This is a genomic window from Monashia sp. NPDC004114 (assembly GCF_053603855.1).
The window spans coordinates 277,945-290,469 of sequence record NZ_JBSGGK010000003.1; the positions used below are offsets into that span (position 1 = coordinate 277,945).

Here is a 12,525-nt window from a genome sequence, read left to right on the forward strand (position 1 = left end):
CCGGTCCCGCCTCAGCACTCGATGACGTTGACGGCGAGGCCGCCGCGGGCCGTCTCCTTGTACTTCACCTTCATGTCCCGGCCGGTCTCACGCATCGTCTTGACGACCTTGTCGAGCGAGACGACGTGCGAGCCGTCGCCCCGCAGGGCCGTGCGTGCAGCGGTGACGGCCTTCACCGACGCGATGGCGTTGCGCTCGATGCAGGGGATCTGGACCAGGCCGCCGACCGGGTCGCAGGTCAGCCCGAGGTTGTGCTCCATGCCGATCTCGGCGGCGTTCTCCACCTGCTCGGGCGTCCCGCCGAGCACGGCGGCCATGGCGCCCGCGGCCATCGAGCAGGCCGACCCGACCTCCCCCTGGCACCCGACCTCGGCCCCCGAGATCGAGGCGGTCTCCTTGTAGATCACCCCGATGGCACCCGCCGTGAGCAGGAAGCGGACGATCCCGTCGCGGTTGGCCCCCGGCACGAAGTTCACGTAGTAGTGCAGGACCGCAGGGATGATGCCGGCCGCTCCGTTCGTCGGGGCCGTCACGACGCGTCCGCCGGAAGCGTTCTCCTCGTTCACGGCGAGGGCGTAGAGCGTGATCCAGTCCATGCCGCGCAGCGGGTCGTCGCTCGACCCCTCCACGGCCAGGCGGCGGGCCAGCTCAGGCGCGCGGCGGCGCACCTTGAGGCCCCCGGGCAGAACGCCCTCGGTCTCGCTGCCGTTGCGGACGCACTCCTTCATCACGCGCCAGATGTCGAGCAGCCCGTCACGCACCTGCTGCTCGCTGCGCCACGACAGCTCGTTCTCGAGCATGATCCGGGCGATCGACTTGCCGGTCTCGCGGCAGTGCGCAAGCAGCTCGTCGCCGGTGCGGAACGGGTGGGCCACGGGCGTGGAGTCCTCGACGATCTTCGTCGACCCGTCGGCGCCCTCCCCGACGACGAAACCGCCGCCGACGGAGTAGTACGTGTGCTCGGAGAGGACCTCGCCGTCGACGTCGAAGGCCGTGAACGTCATGCCGTTCGGGTGCAACGGCAGCGACTTGCGGCGGTGCATGACGAGGTCCTCGCCCTCGTTGAACGCGATCTCGTGCTCGCCGAGGACCGCGATCCGGCCCTGCTCTCGGATCTGCGCCAGACGGCCCTCGACAGCGCGGGGGTCGCAGAGCTCGGGCCGCTCGCCGGTCAGGCCGAGCAGGACCGCCTTGTCGCTGCCGTGGCCGTGCCCGGTGGCGCCCAGTGAGCCGAAGAGCTCGGCGCGCACTCGAGCGACCTCTCCGAGCTTTCCCTCGTCCCGCAGCCGCTCGGCGAACAGCACCGCAGCCCGCATGGGCCCCACGGTGTGCGAGCTCGACGGCCCGATGCCGATCGAGAAGAGGTCGAAAACGCTGAGCGCCATGGTGTCCTGACTTCGTGTCGTCGCTGACAGCGACCGCCCTGGGGTGTGGACGATCCGATCGAGCCTACGTCCCGCGGAGCCCCCGATGCACACCCCCGCGTTTCTGCTCGTTTCCTGCAGGGTTTATGTCAAATGCTCCGCAAGCCCCCTCGGGGCCGATCCGGGAGGAATATCGTCGCTGATGGAGGGTCCTACAGGGGCTGCTCGGGGGCTCTGGTGCCGCGCTACGGCGCCAACTCGACTCAGAGTGGATACCAAGATGACCGAGAGTTCCTTCCAGATACCCAAACGTGCTGTGACCCTGGTCAGTGCGGCGGCACTGGCACTCGCAGGCATGGTCACGCTCGCGACCGGCATGACCGCACACGCCACTCCCGGCGACCCCCACCAGGTCTGGGTGTGCAAGTTCGTGCAGAAACCGCACCAGAACGAGATCCTCAAGTCGGGCAAGAACCCGATCTTCGTCGACTGGGCCTCACTGACCGGCAAGAGCTCCGCGCCCCATGTCGGCGACACGTTCTCCGACGCCCAGGACAAGTCGGTCGTCGTGCAGATCGGTGGCTCGGACCCGGGCATCGCCGCGTGCGGCGTCTCGACGCCGCCGACCTCGACACCGCCCACCTCGACACCGCCCACCACGCCGCCGACCTCGACTCCGCCGACCACCACACCACCGACGTCGACTCCGGCGACCAGCACGGTGCCACCCACGACGACACCGCCGACGACGGTGCCGCCCACGACACCCAGTGGCGGTGGCGGTGGCGAGACGCCTGGTGCGGGGGCGCCGGCAACCGGTGGAGCCGGTGACACCAACCCGCTCAACGGCATCGTCGGAACCGGGCTGCTGCTTGCCAGCGCCGGTCTCGTCGCCGGTGACCTGACCCGTCGGCGCCGTCACGCCGACCACGGCTGACCCGAGCGTCCCGACCGGTCGCCACATCTCGGGGGAGCGACCGGTCGGACCCGTGGGGACAATGAGTCATGCCCGGTAGGAGACCCGTTCTCGTCGCTCTCGCAGCGATCCTGCTGGTGGCGGGCCTCGGGTTCCTCGTCCTGCGACCGATCCCACCGGCGAGCGTCGCCGAAGCCTCGCCAGGCACGAGCGGCGGATCGTCGTCATCGCCGCAGCACCCGGCGCCGTCCACGACGGCCACCCTCACTCGGCCGTCGTCGACGTGCCGGGTCGGAGACCCGAAGCGCCTCGTCATCCGCGCGCTCGACGTCAATGCCCCGTTCGAACGGATCGGGCTCGACGAGAAGGCGGCGCCCGACGCCCAGGGGCGCCAGCCGCTCGGAACACCCAAGGACCGGACCAAGGCAGGCTGGTATGCCGCCGGCCCGCGTCCCGGTTCGGGCACCGGCACCGTGCTGACCAACGGACACACGTTCCGCAACGACTCGGCCATCTTCAAGGAGGACTTCGCCGCCCGGGTCGCGGTCGGACAACGCATCGACATACGGATGGACAACGGCTCCGTGTGCTCGTATGCCGTCTCGAGGGTGTGGCGGGACGTCCCGAAGACCGACTACCCGCACCTCGTGACGTCGCAGAACCTCTACGACTTCAGCGGCCCCGAGCGCCTCTTCCTGACGACGTGCGGTGGTAGCTGGAACTCCCTGGCCCAGAACTACGACGACAACAGCCTCGTCATCGCCACCCCGGTCAACCGCACCTAGTCGGAGCCTCGGCGCCCGAGTCTCCGTCACCACCCGTCCCCGTGCCGCCCCGAAGGCAACACACCGAGCAGCCGCAAACTGTGATGGTTATTTCCGTCGATGTTTCCGAGTGCTCGGTGTGTTGCGGTGGGGGTGGTTGGGTTCGGGCTAGTCGGAGCCGCGGCGCCCGATGAGCCAGCCGACGAGGATGCCGACGGCCGCGGCTGCGGCGTAGCCGGCATACCGCTGGATGAGGACGGGCAGGACGGCCGAGCCGAGGTCGAGCGCGTCGTCCTCCGACTCGGTCGGGGCCGGCCGCGACGACGTCGGCGCGCGCGGCGACGACGTCTCCTCAGCTCCGAACACCGGACTCGCCTCGCCCGCCGTGGCGGCGGGCGAGGCGACGCTGGCGGGTTCGGCGGACGTGGACGCGGCCAGCGCTTCGGCGGGGGCACCAGCGGTGGCTGCTCCCGCCGTCAGCTGGGTCTCGATGCAGGCGACGAAGGACTGGAGCAGCTTGTCGCTCACGTCCTGCATCACCCCGCGGCCGAACTGCGCGGGCTTGCCCGTCACCGCGAGGTCCGTGACCACCTCGGCCTTGGCGCCGTCGCCGTCGGGCGACAGCTGGACCGTCACCGTCGCGCCCGCCGTGCCGTTGCCGCGCTTGTCCTTGCCCTTGGCCTCGATGACGGCCCGGTGCGCCGCGTCGTCGCGTTCGACGAAGGAGCCCGAACCGGCATACAGCAGCGCGATGGGCCCGAGCTTGACCTTGACCGTGCCCGAGAAGCCGTCGTCGGTCGCCTCGGTCACGGTGGCGCCCGGGAAGCATCCGCCGACGCGCTCGAGGTCCATGAACAGGGCCCACGCGTCGTCGACCGAGGTCGGCACCGTGAACGAGTGGGTCAGCTCCATCAGCCGCTCACGCCCCTGCCGCGGCCAGCACCGCGCGCCGGGTCAGCACCGTGGCCAGGTGCCTGCGGTAGTCCGCGTCGCCGTTGAGGTCGGACGGCGGGTTGGTGCCCTCGGCGACGGATGCCACGGCCGCCCGCACTGCCGCGTCGGTCGCGGGCTGCCCGACGAGTGCCGCCTCGACGGCCTTGGCCCGCAAGGGAGTCGAGCCCATGTTCGTCAGGCCGACCCGTGCCTCTGCGATCGAGCCGCCCTCGCTGCGCACCGTGGCCGCGATCCCGACGATGGACCACTGGTGGCTGACCCGCACGAACTTCTCGTAGTGCGCTCCCCACCCGGTGTGCTTCGGGATCCGGATCTGCGTGAGCAGCTCGCCGTCACCGACAGCCGTGGTGAAGAGGTCCTCGAAGAAGTCCTCCGCAGCCACCGTCCGGGTCGACCCGCCGGCTCCGGCGATGACGAGCTCAGCCTCGAGCGCGAGGGCGGGCGCCCCGACGTCTCCGGCCGGGTCGGCGTGCACGAGCGCGCCGCCCACCGTGCCGCGGTGCCGGATCTGCGGGTCCGCCACGGTCGCGACCGCCTTGGACAGCAGCGCCGCGTGGGTCGCCACGGCCTCGGAGGCCAGCAGCGCGGCATACGTCGTCATGGCGCCGATCACCAGGTGGTCGCCATCCTCGGAGATCCCCTGGAGCTCGGGGATGCGGCCGAGGTCGACGACGACCGATGGCGCGTTGAGACGCATCCTCAGGATGGGCAGCAGCGACTGGCCGCCGGCGAGCACCTTGGCCTCGTCGCCGTGCTCGGCGAGTGCGGCGACGGCGTCCTGAACGGTCGTCGGCGCGACGTAGTCGAACGTTGCCGGGATCACTGGGCACCTCCTTGCTCGAAGTGTGGCGCGGCATCGCGCTCGCCCTCGGTGCTGACCGGGGCTCCGGCCTGAATCGCCTTCCACACACGCTCCGGTGTGCACGGCATGGCGATGTCGCTCACCCCGAGATGCCGGACCGCGTCGACGATCGCCCCGACCACGGCGGGCGTCGCGGCGATCGTGCCTGCCTCGCCGACTCCCTTGGTGCCCAACGTGTTCGACGTCGAGGGCGAAGTCGTGTGGTCGGTCACGAGGCTGATCGTGTCGGCCGCCGTCGGCAGCGTGTAGTCCACGAAGGAGCCGGTCACGAGGGTGCCCTGGTCGTCGAACTCGGCACCCTCCCAGAGCGCCTGGGCGATGCCCTGGACGATCCCGCCGTGCTCCTGTCCCTGGACGATGAGCGGGTTGACGATGACGCCGATGTCGTCGACGGCGACGTACTTGCGCATCGTCGTCGCCCCCGTCTCGGTGTCGACCTCCATCGCGCACAGGTGGGTGCCGTGCGGGAAGGAGAACGTGTTCGGGTCGAACGTCGCATCCGCGTCGATGCTCGCCTCCACACCCTCCGGCAGGTCGTGGCAGGTCCACGTCTCGAGCATGACCTCGGGCATCGTGACGCCGCGGTCGGTGCCCTTGACGCCGAAGCGTCCGGCGTTGAACTCGATGTCGTCGACGCTCGCCTCGAGCATGTGAGCCGCGATCGGCTTCGCCTTCTCGATCACCTTGTCGGCGGCACGGACGACCGCCTCGGCCCCGACCACGAGCGAGCGCGAGCCGTAGGTGTCCATGCCCTTCGGGGCGATCTGAGTGTCGCCGTGGAGGACCTCGATGTCCTCGAACGGGATCCCCAGGCGGTCGGCGGCGATCTGGCTCCACGCCGTCTCGTGCCCCTGCCCGTGCGCTGAGGCGCCCGTGATGACCTCGACCTTGCCCGTGGCGAGCATCCGGATGCTGGCGCTCTCCCAGCCGCCCGCACCGTAGCTGAGCACGCCGAGGACCCGAGACGGGGCCAGGCCGCACATCTCGGTGAACGTCGAGATGCCGATGCCGAGCTGGACCGGGTCGCCGGACTCACGGCGCTGCTTCTGCTCGGCCCGCAGGCCGTCGTAGTCGAACAGCTCCTTCGCGCGTGCCGTGGCCGCCTCGTAGTTGCCGGAGTCGTACTGCATCCCGGCGACGCTGTCGAAGGGGAACTCGTCGTGCTTGATCCAGTTCTTCTCCCGGATCTCGAGGGGGTCGACGCCGACCTCGACGGCCAGCTCGTCCATGAGCCGTTCGATGGCGTACGTCGCCTCGGGGCGGCCGGCGCCGCGGTACGCATCCACCCAGGTCTTGTTGGTCAGGACCGTCTGGACGTTGAAGCGGTATGCCGGGAACTTGTAGATCGAGTTGTACATCCAGGCGCCGAGCACCGGCACCCCGCCGCCGACGAGAGCGACATAGGCCCCCATGTCGGCAAGCAGCTCGACCTTGAGGGCTGTGACCGTGCCGTCCTTCTCCGCGGAGAGGGTCAGCTTCTGCCACTGGTCGCGGCCGTGGTGGCCGGACAGGAGCGACTCGGACCTGGTCTCGGTGTACTTGACGGGCTTGCCGACCCGCCGGGCTACCGCGATGGTCGCGAACTCCTCGGGCGTCGTCTGGAGCTTGCCGCCGAAGCCGCCGCCCACGTCCGGGGCGATGATCCGCAGCTTGGACTCGGGGAAACCGGTCGTCGCCGCGACGAGGAACCGCAGGATGTGCGGGACCTGCGTCGAGGACCAGACCGCCATCTGCTCCCCGGTGGGGTCGACCACCGTCGACCGCGGCTCCATGAAGGAGGGGATGAGGCGCTGCTGGCGGTACTCGCGCTCGATGACGATGCCGTCGGTGCGAGCCTTGGCGATCGCCTCGTCGACGTCACCTCCGGAGCCCTGCGCGGCCGAGTCGAGCTGCCAGAAGGCGGACTTGTTCGTCCCGAGATCGGGGTGTGCGAGGACCGTGTCCGCGGCCGCCTCCTTGAGGTCGAGGACGGCGGGCAGCTCCTCGTAGTCGACATCGACGAGCTCGACGGCGTCGCGGGCCTGAGCTGCCGTGCGGGCCACGACCACCGCGACGATCTCCCCGGCGCACGCGACGTGGTCGACGACGATGGGAAGGTGCGTCGGAGCCTTCTGCTCGGCGCTGATCGGCCAGGCGTTCGCGACGACGCCCTGGAAGTCCTTGACGTCCGCGCCCGTGACGACATCGACGACACCCGGTGCCGACTTGGCCTGCGTCACGTCGATGGACCTGATGTTCGCGTGGGCGAACGGGCTGCGCACCATGGCGAGGTGCAGCATGCCGGGGAGGCTGATGTTGTCGGTCCACCGGGTGCGGCCGGTGATGAGTCGCTGGTCCTCCTTGCGGCGCCTGGCCTTGCCGACCTCGGCGGCCGGAGCGGCCGCACGGTCCTCGGTGATGGTCATGACGCCACCCCCGCAGGTGCCGGCGCCTCGGCCTGTTCGGCGTCAGCGGTCTCCTGCGCTGGTGCGGCCATGGCGTCGGCAGCGGCGCGCACCGCCTTGACGATGTTGTGGTAGCCCGTGCAGCGGCACAGGTTGCCCTCGAGCCCCTCGCGGATCTCCTGCTCGCTCGGGTCCGGGTTGTTCTTGAGCAGGTCACAGGCCTGCATGATCATGCCCGGCGTGCAGTACCCGCACTGGAGGGCGTGGTTCTCGTGGAAGGCCTGTTGCATCGGGTGGAGCCGGCCGTTGCTCGCCAGCCCCTCGATGGTGGTCACCTCGTGGCCGTCGGCCTGCACGGCGAGGACGTTGCAGGACTTCACGCTCTCCCCGTCCAGATGGACGGTGCACGCCCCGCAGTTGCTGGTGTCGCACCCGACGACGGTCCCGGTCTTGCCGAGCGTCTCGCGTAGGTAGTGGACCAGGAGAGTCCTGGGCTCGACCTCGTCGGTATAGCTGATTCCGTCGACGGTCACGGTGATACGAGTCATTGCTCTTTGTCCTCCTGCCGCGCTGCAGTTGACTTCCCCTCGCTGAGTCTTGCTCGGGCTCGACTGCCTGACAAGGGTTACGGCATACCTTGCGCGTCGTCCCTGGGCACGGGCCGTATGCCGGGGGCGCGCGTTCCCAGGGCGCCCCGACTTCCGTGGTGGTCGCGGTTCCGGCAAGACTGTGGGTCATGACGTTCCACGCCGACGACTACCAGGCCCAGCGTTCCCGCTACGACTCGATGACCTACCGGCGCACCGGTCGCTCGGGGCTCGATCTGCCCGCCGTGTCGCTCGGGCTGTGGCACAACTTCGGTGACGACGTGCCGATCGACCGGCAGCGGGCGACCCTGCGACGCGCGTTCGACCTCGGCGTCACGCACTTCGACCTGGCCAACAACTACGGCCCGCCCTACGGGTCGGCCGAGCGCAACTTCGGCACGATCTTCGCCCAGGACTTCAAGCGCTACCGCGACGAGCTGGTCCTGTCGACGAAGGCGGGCTACGACATGTGGCCGGGGCCGTACGGCCAGGGCGGCGGAAGCCGGAAGTACCTGCTGTCCTCGCTCGACCAGTCGCTCGCCCGGATGGGCGTCGACTACGTCGACATCTTCTACAGCCACCGCTTCGACGAGACGACTCCTCTCGAGGAGACGATGGGCGCGCTGGACTCCGCTGTGCGACAAGGGAAGGCGCTCTACGCGGGCATCTCGTCCTACTCCGGGACGCGCACCCGCGAGGCGATCGCGATGCTGCGTGAGATGGGCACCCCGCTGCTCATCCACCAGCCGAGCTACTCGATGCTGAACCGCTGGGTCGAGGAGGACCTGCTCGACGTGCTCGGCGAGGAGGGGGTCGGGTGCATCGCGTTCTCGCCGCTTGCCCAGGGCATGCTCACGGACAAGTACCTCAAGGGCATTCCGGCGGGATCCCGTGCGGCACAAGGGAAGTCGCTGTCTCCGAAGCTCCTCGACGAGCAGACGATGAAGCACGTCAGGGCCCTGAACCGGATCGCCCGCTCGAGGGGCCAGTCGCTCGCGCAGCTCGCCCTCGCGTGGGTGCTGCGCGACGCCCGGGTCACGTCGGTGCTCATCGGCGCGTCGTCCGTGGCCCAGCTCGAGGACAGCCTCGGAGCCCTGCAGAACCTCCACTTCGACGACGCCGAGCTCGACCGCATCGACAAGCACGCGGTCGAGGGCGGGATCAATCTGTGGAAGAGGTCGAGCTCTGGTTGAGCAGCATCGACCACACGTCGACCGCCTGGGTCAGGATCTGGTCGGCGAGCCGGATCGCGAGGTCGGCGTCCCGCGCGGCGATGGCCTCCGCGAGGGGGGCGTGGGAGAGCAGGTCCGCGCGGTCCCCGGCCAGGACGGCATCCATCGAGTCGGGGCTGTTGTCGATGGCTTGGACGAGTGAGTTGAGGGCCAGGCGGAAGGCGAAGTTGCCGCTGGCCTCCACGACCTCGTCCCAGAACGCCCGGTCCGCGTCGAGGTACTCGTTGGCCGCGTAGCCCCGCGCCGCGTCGAGGATGCGGGCATGGGCGGCGGCCGTTCCGCGGGTGGCGGCGAGGCGGGCCGCCTCCATGCCGATGCAGCGGCGCATCTCGAGGCCGTCGCGCAGCACGAGAGGGTCGAGCTCGCCGGACCGTGCGATGTGCGCGAGGAGGTCGAGCCCGGCGCTGCGCCGGATGTCGAGCACCCAGGTGCCCCCACCGTGGACGATGCGGACGAAACCGGCGATCTGGAGGCGTTGGAGCGCCTCGCGCACCGCGTGGCGGTTGACGGCGAAGGAGGTGGCGAGCTCCCGCTCCGGCGGCAGCAGGTCGCCGGCGGCGAACCGGTTCGTCAGGATGGCGTCGCGCAGCTCGGCGAAGACCCCGTCGGCGACCGAGCGCCGCGGCACCGGGGTGAAGCCGCCGGACGGATGGGTGTCGGGCACGAAGGACCACGTTGCCACCCGCAGCCCGACTCATCAAGAGGTTGGACCACGGCGGGGCTAGGGTGAGCCGATGGAGCGTGAGCGTGCCCAAGCCTGGCTCGACCGTTACGTCGCCGCCTGGCTGTCCTACGACCCCGGCGACATCGGGGAGCTGTTCAGCCAGGACGTCGCCTACCGGTACCACCCCAACGACGATCCGGTGACGGGTCGCGACGCCGTCGTCGCGTCCTGGCTCGGCGACTCCGACTCGGACGACGCCTCGACGCGCGATGCGCCTGGGACGTACGAGGCGGCATACGCCCCGGTCGCGGTCGACGGCGACACCGTCGTGGCCACGGGCACGTCGCGGTACCGCGAGACGCCCGAGGGGCCGATCGTCCGGACCTACGACAACTGCTTCGTCATGCGCTTCGACGACGAGGGACGGTGCCGCGACTTCACGGAGTACTACGTCCGCCGCAGGGACGGCGACCAGGGCCCGTGACGCCCCGGTCGCCGACATCAAGGCTCACGGCTCGGGATGCTCGTGGGCGGGGTGATGGTGGTGGATCGGACCCTCGAGGGACCCGAGCCGTTCGCCGCGGCCGCCCCAGCGCTGGGCGATGATCTCCGCCGCGATCGACACGGCGGTCTCCTCCGGCGTCCTGGCACCCAGGTCGAGCCCGATCGGTGAGCTCATCCGATCCAGCTCGGCATCGGTGAGACCGGCCTCCCGCAGCCGCTCCAGCCGGTCCTCGTGGGTCCGGCGCGACCCCATGGCCCCGATGTACGCGACCTCGGGCAGCCGCAGGGCGACCTCGAGCAGCGGGACGTCGAACTTCGGGTCGTGGGTCAGCACGGCGATGACCGTGCGCGCGTCGACGCGGCCCTCGTCGACCTCGTGCTGGAGGTAGTCGTGCGGCCACTTGACGATGACCTCGTCGGCGCCGGGGAAGCGTGACTTCGTCGCGAAGACCGGACGCGCGTCGCACACCGTGACGTGATACCCGAGGAACGATCCGACCCGAGCCACGGCGGCCGCGAAGTCGATCGCGCCGAACACGAGCATCCGCGGCTTGGGGGCATGGGACGCGACGAACACACGCATGCCCTCGCCGCGTCGCTCACCGTCGGGGCCATAGGTGAGTATGCCGGTGCTGCCCTGGGCCAGCATCCCGCGGGCGTCGTCGCGCACCGCGTCGTCGACGCGTCCGCTGCCCAGCGAGCCCTGGGCGGTCGCAGCGACGTCGTCGTCGTCCTCGGGACGGATGACGAGGCGACGCCCGAGCCACGTCGGCTCCGGATGCTCGATGACGGTGGCGACCGCGACGGGCCGCCCGCCCTCGATGTCGGCGGCGACGTCGCCGAGCTCGGGGAAGGTCTCGCGTGAGACCTTCTCGACGAACACGTCGAGGATGCCCCCGCAGGTCAGCCCGACGGCATACGCGTCGTCGTCGCTGACGCCGTAGCGCTGCAGCACCGGCCGACCGCTGTCGACGACCTCCTGGCCCAGCTCGTAGACGGCGCCCTCGACGCAGCCGCCCGAGACGGACCCGACGGCCTCGCCGCCAGGGCCGACGAGCATCGAGGCACCCGGCTGCCGCGGCGCCGAGCGCCACGTGCCGACCACGGTCCCGACGGCGACGGTCTCGCCGGCCGACCACCACTGCATCAGCTCGGTCAGCACCTCACGCACGGGCTACCACCTCGATCAGCTCCTCGAACGCCGCGATCGAGTGACCTGCGACGAAGTCGTCGATGTAGGGCAGGGCCGCGACGATGCCCTGCTGGACGGGTTCGTACCCGACCTTCCCGCGATGCGGGTTGGCCCAGACGACCCGGTGCGCGAGCGCCGCGAGACGTCGCATCTGCTCACCGAGCACCTCCGGTCCCTCACGCTCCCAGCCGTCTGAGAAGACAACAACGACCGCACCGCGCGCCATGCCCCGTCGCCCCCAGCGGTCCAGGAACGCACCGATGACCTCGCCCAGCCGGGTTCCCCCGGACCAGTCGGGCACGACCTTGCCGGCCGCGGCGAGCGCTCGGTCCGGGTCGCGCTCGTCCAGTGCCTTCGTCACGTGCGTCAGGCGTGTGCCCATGGTGAACACCTCGACCTGCGGCGTCGCCCGCACGAAGGTGTGGGCCAGGCGCAGGAGGCTGTCGGCATACGGGCTCATGGACCCAGACACGTCGATGAGCAGGACGACCCGCCGCGCTCGAACTCCCTTGCGACGGTGATGGATCCGTCCGGGCTCACCCATGCGGCGCAGGTGCTCCCGCAGCGTCGCGGTGCCGTCGACCGGGCCCGTCGACGACCGCACGTGCCGACGCGCCCGGCGCACCGGCGAGCGGGGCTGCAGGGTTGCGAACATCCGCGCCGCCCGCGCCCGCTCGGTCGCGCTCAGGCTGGCGACGTCGCGGTGCCGCAGCACCTCCTGGGTGCTCGCCTGGACCTGGAGCCGTTCGGCGTCGTCGTCGCCCCCGGCCTCGCCCTCGCCGCTGTCGAGAGGAGCCTGCACGACGGGCGGTCGGAAGATGTCGACGCGCTGGCCCGGCTTGATGTCCTCGTCGCCGAACCAGCGCTCGAACACCTCGTCGTAGATCGGGAAGTCCGCTGGTACCGAGGTGAGCGTCGCCCGCCCGGCCCAGTAGACGTGGCCGCGCTCACCGATCCCCACGGTTGCAGCGGCCGACAGGAAGGTTCGTTCGCGGTCCGCCGTGACGCGCAGGCCGGCCGCACGCAGGGCGCGAGCGAAGCCGAGCAGGAGGCCGACCTCCTGGTCGCCGCGCTCGGGGCCGGGCCAACCGTCGTCCATGGA

12 protein-coding genes are annotated in these 12,525 nt (G+C 70.5%); 4 read left to right on the forward strand and 8 right to left on the reverse strand.

All coding sequences use genetic code 11. The features are described from left to right. Positions 1-11: 11 nt before the first annotated feature. Positions 12-1,385, reverse strand: a complete 1,374-nt coding sequence (locus ACWEOW_RS06135) for an L-serine ammonia-lyase (RefSeq protein ID WP_452268283.1) — start codon at positions 1,383-1,385, stop codon at positions 12-14. A gap of 259 nt (positions 1,386-1,644) precedes the next feature. On the opposite strand from ACWEOW_RS06135, the gene ACWEOW_RS06140 reads away from it, so the two are divergent. Continuing rightward, complete coding sequence (locus ACWEOW_RS06140) at positions 1,645-2,301, forward strand: hypothetical protein (protein ID WP_452268284.1); 657 nt, start codon at positions 1,645-1,647, stop codon at positions 2,299-2,301. Between the two features lie 68 nt (positions 2,302-2,369). Further along, entirely contained in the window at positions 2,370-3,065 is a 696-nt protein-coding gene (locus tag ACWEOW_RS06145; protein WP_452268285.1) for a class F sortase, read from the forward strand. A 147-nt stretch (positions 3,066-3,212) separates the two neighbouring features. Here the strand turns inward: ACWEOW_RS06145 and ACWEOW_RS06150 are convergent, their stop codons facing one another. The 4 genes from ACWEOW_RS06150 to ACWEOW_RS06165 are packed head-to-tail and all read right to left on the reverse strand — an operon-like array spanning position 3,213 to position 7,792. After that, the gene (locus ACWEOW_RS06150) at positions 3,213-3,956 is read right to left on the reverse strand and encodes an SRPBCC family protein (protein WP_452268286.1); all 744 of its coding nucleotides are present in this window, start codon (positions 3,954-3,956) and stop codon (positions 3,213-3,215) included. 7 nt (positions 3,957-3,963) lie between these two features. Further along, positions 3,964-4,821, reverse strand: a complete 858-nt coding sequence (locus tag ACWEOW_RS06155) for an FAD binding domain-containing protein (RefSeq protein ID WP_452268287.1) — start codon at positions 4,819-4,821, stop codon at positions 3,964-3,966. Beyond that, the gene (locus ACWEOW_RS06160; protein ID WP_452268288.1) at positions 4,818-7,265 is read right to left on the reverse strand and encodes a xanthine dehydrogenase family protein molybdopterin-binding subunit; all 2,448 of its coding nucleotides are present in this window, start codon (positions 7,263-7,265) and stop codon (positions 4,818-4,820) included. The genes ACWEOW_RS06155 and ACWEOW_RS06160 overlap by 4 nt, the downstream gene beginning before the upstream one ends. Further along, positions 7,262-7,792, reverse strand: coding sequence for a (2Fe-2S)-binding protein (locus tag ACWEOW_RS06165; protein WP_452268289.1), 531 nt, complete (start codon positions 7,790-7,792; stop codon positions 7,262-7,264). Before ACWEOW_RS06165 ends, ACWEOW_RS06160 begins: the two co-directional genes overlap by 4 nt. Positions 7,793-7,980: 188 nt before the next feature. On the opposite strand from ACWEOW_RS06165, the gene mgrA reads away from it, so the two are divergent. Then, on the forward strand, positions 7,981-9,024 hold the full coding sequence (gene mgrA, locus ACWEOW_RS06170; protein WP_452268290.1) for an L-glyceraldehyde 3-phosphate reductase: 1,044 nt from the start codon (positions 7,981-7,983) through the stop codon (positions 9,022-9,024). Here mgrA and ACWEOW_RS06175 read toward each other — a convergent pair. Further along, entirely contained in the window at positions 8,993-9,727 is a 735-nt protein-coding gene (locus ACWEOW_RS06175) for a FadR/GntR family transcriptional regulator (RefSeq protein WP_452268291.1), read from the reverse strand. The two genes, mgrA and ACWEOW_RS06175, sit on opposite strands and share 32 nt — an antisense overlap. Positions 9,728-9,797: 70 nt before the next feature. Here ACWEOW_RS06175 and ACWEOW_RS06180 point away from each other — a divergent pair, with 70 nt between their 5' ends. Continuing rightward, positions 9,798-10,211, forward strand: a complete 414-nt coding sequence (locus ACWEOW_RS06180; protein WP_452268292.1) for a nuclear transport factor 2 family protein — start codon at positions 9,798-9,800, stop codon at positions 10,209-10,211. A gap of 24 nt (positions 10,212-10,235) precedes the next feature. Here the strand turns inward: ACWEOW_RS06180 and ACWEOW_RS06185 are convergent, their stop codons facing one another. Both ACWEOW_RS06185 and ACWEOW_RS06190 read right to left on the reverse strand, forming a co-directional pair. Then, the gene (locus tag ACWEOW_RS06185; protein ID WP_452268293.1) at positions 10,236-11,402 is read right to left on the reverse strand and encodes an XdhC family protein; all 1,167 of its coding nucleotides are present in this window, start codon (positions 11,400-11,402) and stop codon (positions 10,236-10,238) included. After that, positions 11,395-12,522 carry a vWA domain-containing protein gene (locus ACWEOW_RS06190; RefSeq protein ID WP_452268294.1) on the reverse strand — a complete coding sequence of 376 codons (1,128 nt, stop codon included), beginning with the start codon at positions 12,520-12,522 and terminating at the stop codon, positions 11,395-11,397. Before ACWEOW_RS06190 ends, ACWEOW_RS06185 begins: the two co-directional genes overlap by 8 nt. Between the last annotated feature and the right edge of the window lie 3 nt (positions 12,523-12,525).

What these genes read in the sequence shown, in the direction of transcription:
- ACWEOW_RS06165 (WP_452268289.1), bottom strand. Translation starts at nt 7,792, where the DNA reads ATGACTCGTATCACCGTGACCGTCGACGGAATCAGCTATACCGACGAG.
- ACWEOW_RS06190 (WP_452268294.1), bottom strand. Translation starts at nt 12,522, where the DNA reads ATGGACGACGGTTGGCCCGGCCCCGAGCGCGGCGACCAGGAGGTCGGC.
- ACWEOW_RS06180 (WP_452268292.1), top strand. Translation starts at nt 9,798, where the DNA reads ATGGAGCGTGAGCGTGCCCAAGCCTGGCTCGACCGTTACGTCGCCGCC.
- ACWEOW_RS06145 (WP_452268285.1), top strand. Translation starts at nt 2,370, where the DNA reads ATGCCCGGTAGGAGACCCGTTCTCGTCGCTCTCGCAGCGATCCTGCTG.
- ACWEOW_RS06150 (WP_452268286.1), bottom strand. Translation starts at nt 3,956, where the DNA reads ATGGAGCTGACCCACTCGTTCACGGTGCCGACCTCGGTCGACGACGCG.
- ACWEOW_RS06135 (WP_452268283.1), bottom strand. Translation starts at nt 1,385, where the DNA reads ATGGCGCTCAGCGTTTTCGACCTCTTCTCGATCGGCATCGGGCCGTCG.
- mgrA (WP_452268290.1), top strand. Translation starts at nt 7,981, where the DNA reads ATGACGTTCCACGCCGACGACTACCAGGCCCAGCGTTCCCGCTACGAC.
- ACWEOW_RS06160 (WP_452268288.1), bottom strand. Translation starts at nt 7,265, where the DNA reads ATGACCATCACCGAGGACCGTGCGGCCGCTCCGGCCGCCGAGGTCGGC.
- ACWEOW_RS06140 (WP_452268284.1), top strand. Translation starts at nt 1,645, where the DNA reads ATGACCGAGAGTTCCTTCCAGATACCCAAACGTGCTGTGACCCTGGTC.